Genomic DNA, 17,081 nt, shown 5'->3' with positions numbered 1-17,081 from the left:
CGCTCATGCGTAGATTCGTGACGACTCGGGTGGCCGCGATGGTGGCCATCCTGATCGCTCTGACCGGGGTGATGTTCGTACTGCAGCACGTCTCACCGCTGGACCCGGTGAAAGCCCAGCTGGGCGCGCAGGCGTCCCAGGAGGCCGTCGCGGCGCGCCGGGAAGCGCTGGGGCTCAACGAACCACTGCTGGTCCAGTTCTGGAACTATCTGACCGGTGCCGTGACCGGCGACCTCGGCACGTCCTACCGCACCCGCCATGCGGTGGCCTCCGATCTCGGCGACTTCCTGCCCGCCACACTGGAACTCGCACTGTTCGGTATTGCGATCGCCTTGGTGCTCGCCGCTCTGCTGGCGTTCAGCACCACCCTGAAATGGCGTGGGTCGGCGGTGCTGAGGGCGGTGCTGTTCACCGGTTCGTCCGCACCGATGTTCCTGCTGGGCATCCTCGGACTGATCGTGTTCTACCAGCAGCTGGGGTGGGTGCCCGCCAACGGCCGAATCGGTATCGCCGACCCGCCCACCGGACCGACCGGACTGCTCACCGTCGACGGTCTGCTGCACGGCCGCTTCGACGTGGTCGCCGACGCCCTGCACCACCTGATCCTGCCCGCGGTGGTGATCGCGCTCGGCCCGGCGGTCGCGATCGGCCGGGTGCTGCGCTCGAGTCTGCTCGGCGACGTCGACAGCGACTACGCGAGAACCGCTCGGGCGAAGGGTCTTTCCGAACCCCGCATCATGGCCGGACACGTGTTGCGCAACTCCATCGGAGCGGCGCTGTCGATGACCGGTCTGCAGATCGGCCTGATGTTCTCGGGCGTGCTGGTCGTCGAGCAGGTGTTCGGCTGGCCGGGCATCGGGCAGTACATCGCGCAGAGCATTCCGGTCGCCGACTTCCCGGCGATCGCCGGCGTCACCCTGATGCTGGGCGCGCTCTACGTCTTCATCAACACCGCGGTCGACCTGTTGCAGGCCGCCGCAGATCCACGCATTGCCGTCAAAGGAGGATAAGTGCCGAAACAACCGCTCATCGTGGGCAATCCCGTGCTCGTCGTGGTCGACATGCAGGAGAGCGGCGACATGCCGGTCGAAGACGTCGGTATCCCGCACATGTCCGGCTACCCGGAGCGCATCGAGCGCGCCGAGCGGCTGGTGGCCGGAGCACGCGCGGCCGGCGTGCCGATCGTTTTCTTCCAGGAGGTGCACCGCCCGAGCGGCGTCGACTTCGGCCGGGAACTCGACGGTGTCGAAGGGGTGCACTGCGTCGAAGGACGGCCGGGTACCCCCCTGCACCCGCGGTTGTTGCCGGATCTGGCCGGGCCCCATCCCGAGTTCCACATCGTCAAACGCCGCTACTCGGGTTTCATCGGCACCGAATTCGACATCGTGCTGCGCGGGCTGAAGGCCGACACGCTGATCCTCATCGGTGGCCTGACCGACGTGTGCGTGCACTACACCTTCGCCGACGCCCATCAGCGGGACTACTACGTCCGGGTGGTCACCGACTGTGTCGGCGGCTCGTCGCAGTACCGCCACGATGCCGCGCTCGACGCCATGGAATATCTGCAGACCGGCGCCATGCGCACCACCGAGGAGATTCTCGCCGCGTTCGGCGCCCTGGCGTCCGCATCCGAACCCGTCCTGCAAGGAGCAGCCCGATGATCCGTCGCCTCAAGACCGTCGCCGCGCTGGCGGCCGCCGCCGCGCTGACGGTGTCCGCCTGCGGCGGTTCGGATTCCAGCGGCGGGGAACCGAACGCGGCGCCGACCGACAAGGTGCTGCACGTGTCGTTCCTGCAGGATCCGGGTCAGCCACCGGACCCCGACATCTTCTACGCCGGCCAGGGGCTGCTGCTGACGTCCAACATCTACGAGGGTCTGCTGCAGTACAAGGGCGGCACCGAGAAGGCCGAGATCGAACCGCTGCTGGCCACCGAATGGACCGAATCGCCCGATCACCGCGTCTTCACCTTCAAACTGCGCGAGGGGGTGACCTTCCACGACGGCACGCCCTTCACCTCCGCCGCGGTCAAGGCGTCGTTCGACCGGCGGGTGGCCGTCGACCAGGGGCCGGCCTACATGGTCAAGGACGTCGAATCCGTCACCACCCAGGGGGATTACGACGTCACCATCACGCTCAAGGCGCCGAACTCGGCGTTCCTGGACTACCTGGCCTGCCCCTACGGCCCGCGTATGCTCAGCCCGACCGGACTGCAGGCCAACGCCGGTGGCGACAACGCGCAGACCTATCTGACCACCCACGATCTCGGCACCGGCCCCTACACCCTGACCGCGGCGGAGGTCGGCTCGCGCTATGCGTTGGCCGCCTATCCCGAGTACTGGGGCGACAAGCCGTACTTCGAACAGGTCGAGATCCCGGTGATCACCGACGTCTCGGCGCAGCAGCTGCAGTTCAACAACGGGCAGATCGCGGCGATCATGCACGATCTACCGTCCTCGGCGGTCGAGTCCTATTTGAACAACGACAAGTTCGCGCACTATTCGCTGCCGACGATGATGTCGAACTATCTGTACGTGAACCCCCGGCGGGGGATGCTCACCGATCCGAAGAACCGGATGGCGTTGCTGCAGGCCATCGACGTCGATCAGCTGGTGAAGCAGACCTATTTCGGCCGTGGCGAGAAGGCCGAACAGCTGTACCCGCCCAACATGATCGCCCCGGACCTGGCCAAGCAGAACGTCACCCATGACCCGTCGATCCTGTCCGGGATCGCCGGCGGACTGCCCGCCGATCAGAAGTCGGTCACGGTGGGCTACGACTCGAGTAACCCCGACAACCAGCTGATCAACAACCTGATCCAGACGCAGCTGGCGGCCGCCGGACTCGAGGCCAAGGTGCAGAGCTATCCGACATCGGAGATCTACGGCTGGATCGGTAACGACGCCCCCAACGCACCGGACATCCTGACCGCGACCGCATGGCCCGACGCCCCGTCGCCCTACACCTGGGGCCACATCTCCTGGGATCCCGACGGCGGGCTGAACTATCTGGGCTGCTCGGCACCGCCGATCACCGAGGCGCTGGCCCGGGGTCTGGAAAGCGGCGATCCACAGGCGTTCTCACAGGCCGCCGATGCGGCCGGGCAGACCGGGTGCTGGCTCAACATCGCCGACGTCGACGATTTCGTGGTCGCCCAGCCCTGGCTCAAAGGGGTCGAGGAGGCGCACGTGGTGACCAACCCGAACTCGCTGCGACTGTTCGAACTGTCGGTCGCCTGATGGCGGCGACGCTGGTCGGCAAGAGCGGGGTCCGGCGGATCATCCTGTTGACGCTGGGCTGGGAAGAGCTGCCCAAATCGGTCAGCGTGTACGGTGCCCCGGCGCAGGAGCGGATGCGCGAACCGGTTCCGGGGGTGCTGCTGCAGACCGACGGCGGCTGGGTGCTGTTGGACACCGGATTCAACACCGCGCTGGTGCGCGATCCCTATCTGGCGCGCCGGTTCTTCCCGACCGTCGAATACCGGCCGGTGCTGCCCGGTCCCGGTGAACCGATCGAACAGCGCCTCGCCGAGGTCGGCGTCGACATCGACCAGATCCACACCGTGGCGGTCAGTCACCTGCATCACGACCACGCCGGCGGCCTGAAACTGTTCGCCGGTCGGGTACCGGTACACGCGCAGCGCCGGGAACTCGAGTACGGGCTGGCCAACCATCCCGAACCCGAGCACAACGCGATCGTGCGGGTGGATTTCGACGATCCGCGCATCGACTGGCAGCTCGCCGACGGGGAGGCCGAGGTGGCGCCGGGCATCACGGCGGTACCGACCTACGGCCATACGCCGGGCCACCAGAGTTTCGTGGTGGACCTCGACGATTCGGTGACCGGCGGGGGCGATGTGAGCGGTTATGTGTTCGCCTTCGACGCCGCCGATCTCACCGAGAACATCGAGCAGGAGCTGGCGATCGGTGGATTTATCGATGTGGATCCGCAGGACACCGTGGAGCCGATCCGGCGCCTGAAGAAGCTCGCCGCCGACAAGGGGTATCCGCTCATCCCCGGCCACGACCCGCATGTGTGGCCCGAGCTCACCCAGCATTTCCACGAGCGGTTCCCGGCCTGATGGATCTGGTACTGCGCGCCGGGCGGGCTCTCATCGGTACGACGCTGCGCCCGGCCGCGGTCGGGGTCGTCGACGGGCGGATCGCGGCGATCGGTCCGTTCGACGCCGGCTTCACCGCCGACCGGGAGGAGGTCCTGGCCCCGCAGGCGGTGCTGCTGCCGGGGTTCGTGGACACCCATGTGCACGTCGACGACCCCGGAACCGATTGGGAGGGTTTCGCTTCGGCGACCGCGGCCGCGGCGGCGGCCGGGATCACCACGCTGGTGGACATGCCGCTCGACAGTGTGCCCGTCACCACCTCGGTGGCGGCGCTGAGCGTCAAACAGGCCGCCGCCGAGGGTAACTGCGCTGTGGACGTCGGATTCTGGGGCGGCGTGGTGCCCGACAACAGCGCGGAGCTGGCAGCACTGACCGCCGCCGGAGTGCGTGGCTTCAAATGCTTTCTGACCGACTCGGGCAATCCGGATTTCGGGTATCTGTCACCCGCGCAATTCCGGCGGGCCGCCGCCCAGATCGCCGATCTGGGCAGTGTCCTGCTGGTGCACGCCGAGAGCCACGACGCCATCACCGCCGGGCCGGCGCCCCGCGGCCGCACGTACCGGTCCTTTCTGCGGTCGCGTCCCGCGGTCGCCGAGGCCGATGCCGTGGCGTGCGCGATCGACGCGGCCGCCTCGACCGGAGCCCGCGTGCACATCGTCCACGTGTCGAGCGCAGCGGCGCTCGCGCTGCTGGACCGTGCCAAACGCGCCGCGGTGCCCGTCACCGCCGAGACCTGCCCGCACTATCTCACCTTCACCGCCGAAGAGATCGGCGACGGAGCCACGCAGTTCGCCTGCTGTCCGCCGATCCGGGAGAGCCACCACCGTGACCGGCTCTGGACCGCGCTGGGCGACGGCACCCTGGACATGGTGGTCTCCGACCATTCGCCGTGTGCGCCGGAACTCAAGGCCGCCGGGGACTTCGGCTGCACCGTCGGGGGAATCAGCTCGCTGCAGGTGAGCCCGGCGGTCACCTGGACCGCCGCACGGGAACGCGGATTCGGCCTGGCCGAGCTGAGTCGCTGGATGTCCGAGCGGCCCGCCGAACTCGCCGGCTACGCCGACCGCGGCCGGATCGCCCTGGGCCTGCGTGCCGATCTGTGTGCCTTCGATCCGGACGCGCGCACCGTCGTCGACGCGGCCGCTCTGCGGCACCGCCACCCGCTGAGCCCCTACCACGGGGCGGAGCTGCGCGGCTCAGCCCTGCGCACCTGGGTGGCCGGGGCGGATGTCGGTGCGCAGGTGTGTCAGCCGGTATGAAGATCCTGCTGCTCAACCCGAACACGTCGCTGTCGATGTCGGAGGACATCGCGGCCGCCGCGCGCGCCGTCGCCGGCGCCGGTACCGAGATCGATTGTCGACAGCCGCTGTTCGGGTCGGTCGCGATCGATTCCGCGGCGGAGAGCTATCTCGCCGCCGTCGGTGTGATGGATCTGGTCGCGACGCTGGCCGCCGAGGACACGTGGGACCACGACGCGGTCATCCTGGCCGGATTCGGCGAACACGGCCGCGACGCGCTGCAGGAGATGCTGACGGTACCGGTGTTCGACATCGCCGAATGTGCGGCGCACATCGCGCAGCTGATCGGCCGACGGTACGCGGTGGTCACGACGCTGGCCCGCTCCATCGCGCCCATCGAGGAGCGGTTGCTGCTGGCGGGTCTGGCGGCGCACTGCGTATCCGTGCGGGCGTGCGGGCTGAGCACCGCGGAGGTCGACGCCGACCCCGCGGCGGCGGTGGCGGCGATCGTCGACGAGGCGGCCAGGGCCGTCGACGACGACGGCGCCGACGTGATCTGCCTCGGGTGTGCCGGCATGGCCGGTGTCACCGCGCAGATCACCGCCGAGCTCGGCGTCCCCGCGATCGACGGAGTGGGCGCCGCGGTGGCCCTCGCCCAGGCGGTCGTCGGGCTCGGACTGGCGACCAGCAAGGCCGGTGCCTACGCTCCCGGGCCGAGCAATCCACGCAGCCACTGGCCGATCTCGGCGGCGCTGGGGCTGCGGCCGTGACCGCGCCGGGCGTGGACCTCGCATCGCGGGCATTGGGGGGCAGCGTGATCGCCGCCAGCGACGAATCCTTCGGGGTGAAGGAGCGCCTGATCGTCGCGGCCGAGCCGGCGTTCGTTCCGGGAACCTACGATCTGCGCGGCGAAGTCGTCGACGGATGGGAGACCCGCCGGCACGCCGGCCCCGAAGGGGATTGGGTGATCGTCCGGCTGGGGGTGACCGGCCGCCTGCGCACCGTCGATGTGGACACCCGGTTCTTCTCCGGCAATCATCCGACCGCCTGCTGCGTCGAGGCGTGCGTGCTCGATCCCGGGGCTGATCCGACGAGTCCGACCGTGCGGTGGTGCACCGTCGTCGAATCCTCCCGCCTGCATGCGGATTCGCACAACCTGTTCCCGGTCGACGATCCGTGCCGCTACACCCACCTACGGTTGCGGCTGCACTCCGACGGTGGGGTGGCGCGGCTGCGGGCCTACGGTGACGTCATCCCGGACCCCGGGCTGTGGGCCGATGTCACCGTCGAGGTGTCCGGTGTCGAACAGGGTGGTCGCGTCGAATGGTGCAGCGACACCTTCTATTCGGACGCCGACGTGCTGATCGCCCCGGACCGCCCCCGCAACATGGGCGACGGATGGGAGGCCAGGCGGCGCCGCGATATCGGGCCCGACACCCACGACGCGGTGATGATCTCCTTCGCCGCGGCCACGGATCTGCAACGGATCGAGATTGACACGTCCTACTTCGTGTTCAACGCGTCCACCGAGGTGTCCGTGCTCGGGACCCGGTCGCATCCCGATGGCGAACACGGCTGGGGGCTGGTGGCGTTCGACGTCCCGGTGCTGCCCCGCACCGCTCTGGTCGCCGACGCCCGGCAGGTCTTCGCCGTCGACGCCGACAGCGTCACCGCACTGCGCGTTCAGGCCTTCCCCGACGGCGGGATCGCCCGGGTGCGGGCCTTCGGCCGGCCCACACCGTGCGGTATGAGGCAGCTGCGGCGGCGGTGGGACGCCGCGGAGCGGATCGGGTCATGAGGCACGGATCGCTGGGGGACTGCACCGGGTTGTGGCGACGCACGTTGCTGATCGAAGCCGACGGCTCGCGTGACGTCGGCACCGATGTCTGTTGGTTGCAGGGAATCTCGTGCTACGTCGACTCCCGTGGATTCGCCGGGGTGCTGCACCGGCGCGGCGACGTCTTCGAGTGGCAACGCGACATCGACATCGACATCGACAGCGACAGCGACACCGCCCCGCCCGAGCCGACGCCCGATGTCGGCGAGATGCATTGGGACGGCGACGTCCTGGTCGAGAAAGGAGTCCACGCGGACTACGTCGAGCACTGGGTGCGCGACGCCGGCCCGGTGACACCGGTGTGGGCGATGACGCTGGGCTCCCCGCACGAATCGGCGCTGCTGATCCAGGTCGGGCAGGCGTTCGGCTGGGCCGGCCCGCAGGGCGTCACGATCGGCCGGGTGGGCGACGGGCGATGGGGCCGCCTGGCCGCCGAGCGAATGGATGGACAACTGCGCGCCGACGGCGTGCGCTGGAGCGTATTGAGTTCGGAAGGGAACGTACAACTATGAGTGGCGCAACATCTTTCACGTCGGTACCGGTCATCGACATCAGTGGGTTGGGTTCGGCCGACCCGGCCGACCAGCAGCGGGTTGCCGCCGAACTCGGTGCCGCCGCCCGCGATGTCGGCTTCTTCTACATCGGTGGAACCGGCGTCGACGAGGTGTTGTTCGAGCGGATGCTGGCCGCCACGCAGGAGTTCTTCGCGCTGCCCTACGAGGAGAAGATGCGCAGCTACATCGGACTGTCGCGGTGTCACCGCGGTTACGTGCCGGTGGGCGAGGAGGGAGTGGAGAGCGGTACACCCGATCTGAAGGAGGCGTTCGACACCGCACTGGACCTGCCGGCCGATGATCCGGACTATCTGGCGGGCAATCCGATGCTCGGCCCGAACACCTGGCCGGATCTGCCGGGCTTCGCCGAGGCGGTCACGGCCTACTACCTGGCCGTGCTCGAGGTGGGTAACCGGCTGCTGCGCGCATTCGCCGTCGCGCTGGGGGAGGACCCCGACGTATTCGCCCGTCATGCCACGAAGACGCCGAGCCAGCTGCGCCTGGTGCACTATCCGTACAACCCCGATGCCGAGGACCATCTGGGCATCGGCGCCCACACCGACTACGAGTGCTTCACGCTGCTCAAGCCGACCGCGCCGGGTCTGGAAGTGCTCAACGGCGCCGGTGAATGGATCGACGTACCCCCGGTGCCGGGGACGTTCGTCGTCAACGTCGGCGACATGCTGGAGCTCTGGACCAACGGGACGTTCGTGGCCACCAGTCACCGGGTGCGCAAGGTCAAGCAGGAGCGGTACTCGTTCCCCCTGTTCTTCAACGTCGACTACCACACCGAGGTCAAGCCACTCCCACAGTTCGCCCCCCGCGACGACCGGCCGCGCCCGGCGTTGCGGGCCGGTGAGCACCTGTTCGCTCAGACCGCCCAGTCGTTCAGCTATCTGCGCAAGCGGTTGGACAGCGGTGAACTCGTGCTGCCGGACGGATCCCTGGAGCTCGGACAGTTCGGTCAGCAGGCGCTGCAGCGGGTCGACTAGCGGGACCTAGTTGATCGGGCCGTTCACCCAGCGCAGGTCGGCGACGATCCCGCGGGCGGCGACGATGCCCTGCCCGCTCTGCCACACCTCGTTGTTGACCACGAACACCCGGTCGTCCTTGGCCGCCGACAGGGCCCGCCAGGGGGCGCTGTCGAGGACGTCGGGAGCCGCGTCGCGCGCCGCCGGCGACGCGAAGGACAGGTAGACGATGTCGCCCTCGGCGATCGAGTAGTCGGCGCTGCCGCCGGTACCCACCTCGACATAGGGCCGGCCGGTGAAGCGCTGGGCGGGTGGGCGGTCGAGTCCGACCGCGGCCAGCACCGAACCGGCGAAGCTGTCCGGGCCGAACGCCCGCAGCGCGTGATCGGTCAACTGCACCACCGACGCCTGGAAGTGTGCGGCGTCGTTGGCCAGCCCGGCCCGGCGCGCCTCGTCGGCGAAACCGTCGACCAGCGCACCCGCGGCGTCGAACCGGCCGGTCGCCGCGCCCACGATCCGCAGATTGTCCCGCCAGTCCGCGCCGGCCGGCCCGGTGAACACCGTCGGCGCGATCTGGGACAGTTCGCCGAACAAGGCGGGGGTCAGCGCCTCGGAGCCGAGGATGAGGTCGGGCGCCGCGGCGCGGATCGCCGCCACATCCGGGGCGCTGCGGGTTCCGGCGGCGGGTAGATCGTGGATCACCGTGCCCAGATACGACGGCTGGGTGTCGCGTCCGTCGGGGAGCGCGGCCGCCGCGATCCGACCCTGCAGCCCCAGCGCGCACAGCGCGTCGAGCTGATCGCCGGCCAGGACGACGACGCGCTGGGGATCGGCGCGTACCACGGTCTCGCCGGCGGCGTGGCGGACCGGACGTTCGGGTGGGCCGGGATCGACGGCCGCGGGATCGGGCGCACAGGACTCGTCGGGCCGGCGCCCGTTGCCCAGGACGTCGGCGTGCGCGATCTCGGTGGTGCTGGTGATGACCGAACTCATCGGCGTGGCGGAATCGGTCTGGCCGCCGAGTGTCCCGCAGCCGGCCAGCGAGGCCGACAGCACCGCCGCCAGGACCACCGGCGGCGCAACGCGCGCGCCCGTCCTGCCTCGGCCGATCAGCACGCGCCGACGGTAACATCCTGCGCCGAAGCATCGTCTTCGCCGATCCGCCGGATCGAATACGACGGTTTGTAGGACCCAGGCTGACCCGGGGCGGCTCGGGGGCTACGATTCATACAGCAAGGCGGGGATTCCCCGACATGATTCTTTGGAGGACCTCTTGGTAGCCGAAGCGCCCCCGATCGGAGAACTCGAGGCACGGCGTCCGTTCCCGGAGCGGCTCGGCCCCAAGGGCAACCTGATCTACAAGCTCATCACCACCACCGATCACAAGCTGATCGGCATCATGTACTGCGTCGCGTGCTTCGCCTTCTTCCTCATCGGTGGGCTGATGGCGCTGTTCATGCGCACCGAGCTCGCGATGCCGGGGCTGCAGTTCCTGTCCAACGAGCAGTACAACCAGCTGTTCACCATGCACGGCACGGTGATGCTGCTGTTCTACGCCACCCCGATCGTGTTCGGGTTCGCGAACCTGGTGCTGCCCCTGCAGATCGGTGCGCCCGACGTGGCGTTCCCGCGCCTGAACGCGCTGTCGTTCTGGCTGTTCCTGTTCGGCGCGCTGATCGCGCTCGGCGGATTCATCACCCCCGGCGGCGCCGCCGACTTCGGCTGGACCGCCTACTCGCCGCTGACCGACGCGATCCACTCGCCGGGCGCCGGTGGTGACCTGTGGATCATGGGTCTGGCCGTCGGCGGTCTGGGCACCATCCTCGGCGGCGTGAACATGATCACCACCGTGGTCTGCATGCGGGCCCCCGGGATGACCATGTTCCGGATGCCGATCTTCACCTGGAACATCCTGGTGACGTCGATCCTGGTGCTGCTGGCCTTCCCGCTGCTGACCGCCGCACTGTTCGGTCTGGCCGCCGACCGCCACCTCGGCGCGCACATCTACGATCCGGCCAACGGCGGTGTGCTGCTGTGGCAGCACCTGTTCTGGTTCTTCGGTCACCCCGAGGTGTACATCATCGCGCTGCCGTTCTTCGGCATCGTGAGCGAGATCTTCCCGGTGTTCTCCCGCAAGCCGATCTTCGGGTACACCACGCTGATCTACGCCACCATCGCCATCGCCGCGCTGTCGGTCGCGGTGTGGGCGCACCACATGTACGCCACCGGTGCGGTGCTGCTGCCGTTCTTCTCGTTCATGACGTTCCTGATCGCGGTGCCCACCGGGATCAAGTTCTTCAACTGGATCGGCACGATGTGGAAAGGCCAGTTGACGTTCGAGTCACCGATGCTGTTCTCGGTCGGCTTCCTGCTGACCTTCCTGCTCGGTGGCCTGTCGGGCGTCCTGTTGGCCAGCCCGCCGCTGGACTTCCACGTCACCGACAGCTACTTCGTCATCGCCCACTTCCACTACGTGCTGTTCGGCACCATCGTGTTCGCCACCTACGCGGGCATCTACTTCTGGTTCCCGAAGATGACCGGCCGGCTGCTCGACGAACGGCTGGGCAAGCTGCACTTCTGGCTGACGTTCATCGGCTTTCACACCACGTTCCTGGTGCAGCACTGGGTGGGTGACGAGGGGATGCCGCGCCGCTACGCGGACTACCTGCCCTCGGACGGATTCACGACGCTGAACATCGTGTCGACCATCGGGGCGTTCATCCTCGGCCTGTCGATGCTGCCGTTCGTCTGGAACGTGTTCAAGAGCTGGCGCTACGGAGAGCCGGTCACGGTCGACGATCCATGGGGCTACGGCAACTCGCTCGAGTGGGCCACCAGCTGCCCGCCGCCGCGGCACAACTTCACCGAGCTGCCGCGCATCCGGTCGGAGCGTCCCGCGTTCGAGCTGCACTACCCGCACATGGTGGAGCGGATGCGCGCCGAGGCGCACATCGGCAAGCACGCGACCGCGCTCGAATCACCCGAAGGCTTCGGACCGCGCACCGAACCCGACCGCAGCAGCTGAGCGGCGGGGCGTCCACCGGGGTGAACGCAATAGTCGGTCAGAGGTCGAAGGTGTCGGTGTTGATCACCGTCACCGGGGTCGATCAGCCCGGTGTGACGTCGGCGCTGTTCGAGGTGCTCTCCCAGCATGCCGTCGAGCTGCTCAACGTGGAGCAGGTGGTGGTCCGCCGTCGGCTGACTCTCGGGGTGCTCGTGGCCGCGCCACCGGACGTGGCCGACAGTGCCGCACTGCGCGCCGACGTCGAGGCCGCGATCCATGGCGTCGGGCTCGAGGTGACGATCGAGCGCAGCCGGGACACCCCGGTGATGCGCGAACCCTCCACCCACACGATCGTCGTGCTCGGTCGGCCCATCACCGCTGAAGCCTTCGCGGCGGTGTCGCGCGAGGTCGCGGCGCTCGGCGTGAACATCGACACCATCCGCGGGGTGTCGGACTATCCGGTCACCGGGCTGGAACTGCGTGTGTCGGTGCCGGCAGGGGTGTACGGCCGGCTGCAACAGGCGATGGCCCGGGTCGCGGTCGGTGAGGGTGTGGACATCGCGCTGGAGGACTACAGCCTGGCCCGGCGCGCCAAGCGGCTGATCGTGTTCGACGTCGACTCCACCCTCATCCAGGGTGAGGTGATCGAGATGCTGGCCGCGCGCGCCGGTGCTGAAGCCGCCGTCGCCGAGGTCACCGAGGCGGCCATGCGCGGGGAACTCGACTTCGCCGAATCGCTGCACCGCCGCGTCGCGACGCTGGCCGGGCTGCCGGCCGAGGTGCTCGACGACGTCGCCGAACAGATCGAGCTGACGGCGGGAGCCCGCACCACCCTGCGCACCCTGCGCCGGCTGGGCTTCTACTGCGGCATCGTCTCCGGTGGCTTTCGCCAGGTGATCGAGCCGCTCGCCCACGAGCTGATGATGGATTTCGTCGCGGCCAACGAACTCGAGATCGTCGACGGTGTGCTCACCGGCCGGGTGATCGGTGAGGTGGTCGACCGGCCCGGTAAGGCCAAGGCGCTGCGGAACTTCGCCCAGCAGGTGGGCGTGCCGATGGAACAGACCGTGGCCGTCGGCGACGGCGCCAACGACATCGACATGCTCACCGCCGCCGGTCTGGGCGTGGCGTTCAACGCCAAGCCGGCGCTGCGCGAGGTGGCCGATGCCTCGCTGAGTCATCCGTATCTGGACACCGTGTTGTTCCTGCTCGGCATCACCCGGGGGGAGATCGAGGCCGCCGACGCGCACGACGGGCTCCTGCGTCGCGTCGCGATCGACGACTGACGGCCCGGCCCGAACACCGGGCGGCCGGCTACACGACCACCGCGCGCCGTGGGGCCGACCCGCCGGTGACCGTCGACCACGCCTGCGCCAGCAGCCGCACCGCCTCGGCCATCTGATCCGGCGGCAGGGTGTAGGGGATCCGCACGAAGCGTTCCAGGGAGCCGTCGACACCGAACCGCGGACCGGGCGGGATGTCCAGCCCCATCCGCGACGCCGCCGCCGAGAGCGCCGAACTCATCGGCGCCGGCAGGCGGACCCACAGGGCCAGGCCGCCGCCACCGGGACAGGGCTGCCAATCGGGCAGCCACTGCTCGAGCAGCGACAGCATCAGTGACCGCCGGGTGCGCAGCATCTCTCGGCGGTCGGGGAGTACGTCCTCGGCGACCCGCAGCAATTCCGCGGCGGCCAGCTGTTCGAGGATCGGGGTGCCCATATCGATCGACGGCCGCAGCGCGGCCACCGTGGCCAGGGTGGCCCGCTCGGCCCGGATCCAGCCGATGCGCAGCCCACCCCAGAACGACTTCGACATCGATCCGGTGGTGAGCACCAGATCCCGTCGCCGGGTCATCAGCGCCGCCACCGGCGGCGGTACCGGCTGGTCCAGCCACACGTCGGACATGGTCTCGTCGACGATCGTGCGGGTGCGGGTCTCGGTGACCAGTTCGGCGAACTCGTGGCGCTGCGCTTCGGGCATGGTCAGCCCGGTGGGATTGTGGTTGTCCGGAACCACGTAGGCCAGACTCGGGGCCAGCTGGCGGACCGCGGTGTGCAGAGCGCCCAGATCCCAGCCGTCCTCGGCGAGCGCCACCGGGATCGGCCGCCCGCCGGCGGTGGTGACCGCGGCGATCGCGCCGTGATAGGTCGGCTGCTCGACCAGGACGCGGTCGCCGGGCTGGGTGTAGGTCGCCAGGATCAGGCCGATCGCGTGTAGCGCCCCGGTGGTCACCATGATCTCGTCGGGTTCGGTGGGCAGGCCGCGCGCGCAGTATCGCTCGGCGATCGCCTCCCGCAGCGGGGTCACTCCCGCGAGTTCGATGCCCACGCCGTGCAGATAGGGGGCGATCTGCTGGGCGGCCGCGGTGTATGCGGTGTGCACGGCGGTGACCGGCGCGGCCATCGCCGCATTCGCGAGATTGACCGCACCGACGGTCGGCGAGCCCCCGACGACGCGTGTGGCGGCGGCGGAGGCGGCCGGTAGCGCGGTCGTGCTGCGGGCGCCGCGGCGGGCGTGCAGGTAGCCGTCGTCACGCAGTTGGGCGTACGCCGAGGTGACGGTGGTGCGGGAGACATGAAGCGCATCGGCCAGTGCGCGCTCGCTGGGCAGACGTGCCCCGACGGGTAGCCGGCCGTCCACGATGAGCATGCGGATGCCGTCGGCGAGGCCCTGATACACCGGGCCACTGGAGTTGGCCGTCCGCCAGTTGCCCAGTTCCCGGGCCAATCGGTCCACGTCGAGCGCCCGGACGGGGATATCGATCACCATTCGGGCCAGTATCGTCCAACTGGCTATTGGAAGGCAAGCATCCGCCGGCTCATCATGGGTCCATGGCATCAAACTGGATATCAAGGTTGGGAAGTGGACTGTCTGATCTGTTCGTATACCGGCCCGGCGATGTGTCCGGCGGCGAACTGGACTCCGATCTGCGGCGCGTGCGCCAGGAACTGGACGCCATCCGCGTCCGCTTCCCGGACCACGCGTGAGCACGGTCAGGCGGATCCGGAACGGGGCGCTGCGAGGGTCGGCACTGCTGGCCGGCCTGGCCGGCTACGGCTTCTCGATGGCAGTGATGATCCGCGCGGGGCTGGGTCTGGACCCGTGGGACGTGTTCCATCAGGGGCTGGCCCGGCATACCGCGATGAGCATCGGCGTCGCCACGGCCGTCGTCGGCGTCGCAGTGCTGCTGGCCTGGATCCCGCTGCGTAACCGCCCGGGCATCGGCACCGTCGCCAATGTGGTCGTCATCGCGGTGACCGTCGACGCGAGCTTTGCGGTGTTGCCGGATCCGCGGGGACTGCCGGCCCAGACGGCCTGGATGGTCGGCGCCGTGGTGCTCAACGCGTTCAGCACGGTCCTCTATGTGGGAGCAGGTCTGGGGCCGGGCCCCCGGGACGGGCTGATGACCGGGCTGATCGCGCGCACCGGCTGGTCGGTGCGATCGGTGCGCACGGCCATCGAGGCGGCGGTCCTGTTCGCGGGTTGGCTGCTCGGCGGCACCGTCGGGGTGGGCACGGTGGTCTACGCCTTCGGGATCGGCCCGCTGGTGCAACTGTTCGTGCGGCTGACACCCCGGCGGATTCTGGCCATCAGCGGGTGGGCGGGCCTGTGCCCGCCGCGCGACCCGCAGCGCAGCGCACCCGCCGAGTACGGCACCATGGTCGGGTGCCCGGAGAAGATGCAGCCGACGGTCTGACCGATGCGGAACTGGTCCCCGACCCGGACCTGCTGATCGACTTCGCCGAGGTCACGCTGCGCCGCGGCGGTCAGAAGCTGGTCGGTCCCATCACCTGGGCCGTCGAACTGGACGAGCGCTGGGTGGTCATCGGCCCCAACGGCGCGGGCAAGACGTCGCTGCTGCGCATCGCCGCGGCCATGGAGCACCCCTCGTCGGGCACCGCGTTCGTCTTGGGGGAGCGGCTGGGCCGCACCGACATGGCCGAATTGCGATCCCGGGTGGGTCTGTCGAGTTCGGCTCTGTCGCAACGAATTCCACCCGGCGAGGTGGTCCGCGATCTGGTGGTGTCCGCGGGTTATGCGGTGCTCGGCCGCTGGCGCGAGCGCTACGAGGACGTCGACTACCTGCAGGCGGTGGAGATGCTGGAAAGCGTCGGAGCCGAACACCTGGCCGAGCGGGTCTACGACACGCTGTCCGAGGGCGAACGCAAGCGGGTGCTGATCGCCCGGTCGCTGATGACCGATCCGGAGTTGCTCCTGCTCGACGAACCGGCGGCTGGACTGGACCTGGGCGGTCGCGAGGAACTGGTGGCGCGCCTGGCCGACCTGGCTGCCGACCCGGATGCGCCCGCGATGGTGCTGGTGACCCACCACGTCGAGGAGATTCCGCCGGGTTTCAGCCACTGCCTGATCCTGTCGGAAGGCGAGGTGGTGGCCGCCGGACTGCTCACCGACGTGCTCACCGGCGAGAACCTGTCGAAGGCGTTCGGCCAGTCGATCGCCCTCGACGTCATCGACGGGCGCTACTTCGCCCGGCGGACCCGTACCCGCGCGGCGCACAGGAGGCGTGCATGACCGACCAGCAGGAGACGACGGCGGCCGAACCTCTGACGCCGCGCCCGGCCGCGACCGTGATGCTGATCCGCTCGGCCGGCGAGACCGCCGGCGGCAATGAGGTCTTCCTGATGCGCCGCCACGCCGGGATGGAGTTCGTCGCAGGGGTGATGGTGTTCCCCGGGGGCGGCGTCGACGACCGGGACCGCAACGCCGACATCGCCTGGGCGGGACCCGGCCCGGACTGGTGGGCGCAACGCCTTGGCGTCGACGAGGAGCTGGCCCGCGCGCTGGTGTGCGCCGCTGCCCGCGAGACCTTCGAGGAATGCGGCGTGCTGTTCGCCGGAGCGGCCGACGACCCCGACGTCCTGGTCGACGACGCGTCCGTCTACCGCCAGTCACGCCAGGCGCTGGCCGACCGCACACTGTCCTTCGCCGACTTCCTGCGCGAGGAGAAGCTGCTCCTGCGTGCCGACCTGCTGCGGCCCTGGGCGAACTGGGTGACGCCCAAGGAGGAGCGCACCCGCCGCTACGACACCTACTTCTTCGTCGGCGCCCTTCCCGACGGCCAACGCGCCGACGGCGAGAACACCGAGACCGATCAGGCCGGCTGGATCGCGCCCGAGGAGGCGCTCGAGGACTTCGCCTCGGGCCGCTCGTTCCTGTTGCCGCCTACCTGGACCCAGCTCGACGCGCTGACCGGCCGCACCGTCGCCGAGGTGCTCGCCGTCGAGCGCCGCATCCAGGCCGTGGAGCCCACGCTGTCGGTCCGGGGTGGGAACTGGGAGATCGAGTTCTTCGACAGTGACCGCTACAACGCGGCACGCAACCACCGGTCGCCGTGAC

General features: G+C 69.3%; 17 protein-coding genes. 15 read left to right on the top strand and 2 right to left on the bottom strand.

What is annotated here, in order from left to right:
- Nucleotides 1-5 precede the first annotated feature (5 nt).
- Genes ACN27E_RS09685 through ACN27E_RS09645 form a run of 9 tightly spaced genes read left to right on the top strand, consistent with a single transcriptional unit; the run spans nucleotide 6 to nucleotide 8,740 of the window.
- Nucleotides 6-1,010, top strand: coding sequence for an ABC transporter permease (locus tag ACN27E_RS09685; RefSeq protein WP_422748574.1), 1,005 nt, complete (start codon nucleotides 6-8; stop codon nucleotides 1,008-1,010).
- Complete coding sequence (locus tag ACN27E_RS09680) at nucleotides 1,011-1,661, top strand: cysteine hydrolase family protein (RefSeq protein WP_422748572.1); 651 nt, start codon at nucleotides 1,011-1,013, stop codon at nucleotides 1,659-1,661.
- Complete coding sequence (locus ACN27E_RS09675) at nucleotides 1,658-3,238, top strand: ABC transporter substrate-binding protein (RefSeq protein ID WP_422748570.1); 1,581 nt, start codon at nucleotides 1,658-1,660, stop codon at nucleotides 3,236-3,238. The genes ACN27E_RS09680 and ACN27E_RS09675 overlap by 4 nt, the downstream gene beginning before the upstream one ends.
- Nucleotides 3,238-4,080 (top strand): N-acyl homoserine lactonase family protein, encoded by an 843-nt coding sequence (locus ACN27E_RS09670; protein WP_422748568.1) that lies wholly within the window; start codon nucleotides 3,238-3,240, stop codon nucleotides 4,078-4,080. The genes ACN27E_RS09675 and ACN27E_RS09670 overlap by 1 nt, the downstream gene beginning before the upstream one ends.
- Nucleotides 4,080-5,378 carry an allantoinase AllB gene (gene allB, locus ACN27E_RS09665; protein WP_422748566.1) on the top strand — a complete coding sequence of 433 codons (1,299 nt, stop codon included), beginning with the start codon at nucleotides 4,080-4,082 and terminating at the stop codon, nucleotides 5,376-5,378. The genes ACN27E_RS09670 and allB overlap by 1 nt, the downstream gene beginning before the upstream one ends.
- Nucleotides 5,375-6,127, top strand: a complete 753-nt coding sequence (locus ACN27E_RS09660; RefSeq protein ID WP_422748565.1) for an aspartate/glutamate racemase family protein — start codon at nucleotides 5,375-5,377, stop codon at nucleotides 6,125-6,127. Before allB ends, ACN27E_RS09660 begins: the two co-directional genes overlap by 4 nt.
- Nucleotides 6,124-7,155 carry an allantoicase gene (gene alc / locus ACN27E_RS09655; protein ID WP_422748563.1) on the top strand — a complete coding sequence of 344 codons (1,032 nt, stop codon included), beginning with the start codon at nucleotides 6,124-6,126 and terminating at the stop codon, nucleotides 7,153-7,155. The genes ACN27E_RS09660 and alc overlap by 4 nt, the downstream gene beginning before the upstream one ends.
- A complete protein-coding gene (locus ACN27E_RS09650; RefSeq protein WP_422748561.1) occupies nucleotides 7,152-7,706 on the top strand; it encodes a hypothetical protein in 555 nt (184 codons plus the stop codon). The genes alc and ACN27E_RS09650 overlap by 4 nt, the downstream gene beginning before the upstream one ends.
- Nucleotides 7,703-8,740 carry an isopenicillin N synthase family dioxygenase gene (locus ACN27E_RS09645; protein ID WP_422748559.1) on the top strand — a complete coding sequence of 346 codons (1,038 nt, stop codon included), beginning with the start codon at nucleotides 7,703-7,705 and terminating at the stop codon, nucleotides 8,738-8,740. Before ACN27E_RS09650 ends, ACN27E_RS09645 begins: the two co-directional genes overlap by 4 nt.
- 6 nt (nucleotides 8,741-8,746) lie before the next feature.
- Here ACN27E_RS09645 and ACN27E_RS09640 read toward each other — a convergent pair whose 3' ends face one another.
- Complete coding sequence (locus ACN27E_RS09640) at nucleotides 8,747-9,835, bottom strand: iron-siderophore ABC transporter substrate-binding protein (RefSeq protein ID WP_422748557.1); 1,089 nt, start codon at nucleotides 9,833-9,835, stop codon at nucleotides 8,747-8,749.
- Between the two features lie 157 nt (nucleotides 9,836-9,992).
- Here ACN27E_RS09640 and ctaD point away from each other — a divergent pair, with 157 nt between their 5' ends.
- Entirely contained in the window at nucleotides 9,993-11,744 is a 1,752-nt protein-coding gene (ctaD, locus tag ACN27E_RS09635; RefSeq protein WP_422749763.1) for a cytochrome c oxidase subunit I, read from the top strand.
- Between the two features lie 29 nt (nucleotides 11,745-11,773).
- Entirely contained in the window at nucleotides 11,774-13,009 is a 1,236-nt protein-coding gene (gene serB, locus ACN27E_RS09630; protein ID WP_422749761.1) for a phosphoserine phosphatase SerB, read from the top strand.
- A 28-nt stretch (nucleotides 13,010-13,037) separates the two neighbouring features.
- Here serB and ACN27E_RS09625 read toward each other — a convergent pair whose 3' ends face one another.
- Complete coding sequence (locus ACN27E_RS09625) at nucleotides 13,038-14,492, bottom strand: PLP-dependent aminotransferase family protein (protein WP_422748555.1); 1,455 nt, start codon at nucleotides 14,490-14,492, stop codon at nucleotides 13,038-13,040.
- Between the two features lie 86 nt (nucleotides 14,493-14,578).
- On the opposite strand from ACN27E_RS09625, the gene ACN27E_RS09620 reads away from it, so the two are divergent.
- The 4 genes from ACN27E_RS09620 to ACN27E_RS09605 all read left to right on the top strand — a co-directional run bounded on the left by ACN27E_RS09620 (nucleotide 14,579) and on the right by ACN27E_RS09605 (nucleotide 17,080).
- Nucleotides 14,579-14,710 carry a hypothetical protein gene (locus ACN27E_RS09620; protein WP_422748553.1) on the top strand — a complete coding sequence of 44 codons (132 nt, stop codon included), beginning with the start codon at nucleotides 14,579-14,581 and terminating at the stop codon, nucleotides 14,708-14,710.
- Nucleotides 14,711-14,787: 77 nt separating this feature from the next.
- Complete coding sequence (locus tag ACN27E_RS09615) at nucleotides 14,788-15,420, top strand: YczE/YyaS/YitT family protein (RefSeq protein WP_422749759.1); 633 nt, start codon at nucleotides 14,788-14,790, stop codon at nucleotides 15,418-15,420.
- Nucleotides 15,333-16,256: an ABC transporter ATP-binding protein gene (locus ACN27E_RS09610; RefSeq protein WP_422748552.1), complete on the top strand. Its 924-nt coding sequence runs from the start codon at nucleotides 15,333-15,335 to the stop codon at nucleotides 16,254-16,256. Before ACN27E_RS09615 ends, ACN27E_RS09610 begins: the two co-directional genes overlap by 88 nt.
- Nucleotides 16,253-17,080 (top strand): NUDIX hydrolase, encoded by an 828-nt coding sequence (locus ACN27E_RS09605; RefSeq protein ID WP_422748550.1) that lies wholly within the window; start codon nucleotides 16,253-16,255, stop codon nucleotides 17,078-17,080. Before ACN27E_RS09610 ends, ACN27E_RS09605 begins: the two co-directional genes overlap by 4 nt.
- Nucleotide 17,081: the final 1 nt, after the last annotated feature.

It is taken from the genome of Mycobacterium sp. WMMD1722 (genome assembly GCF_049315205.1).
In the GTDB taxonomy this organism is placed as follows: Bacteria; Actinomycetota; Actinomycetes; order Mycobacteriales; family Mycobacteriaceae; genus Mycobacterium.
This window is presented reverse-complemented; position numbering and strand designations above follow the sequence as displayed.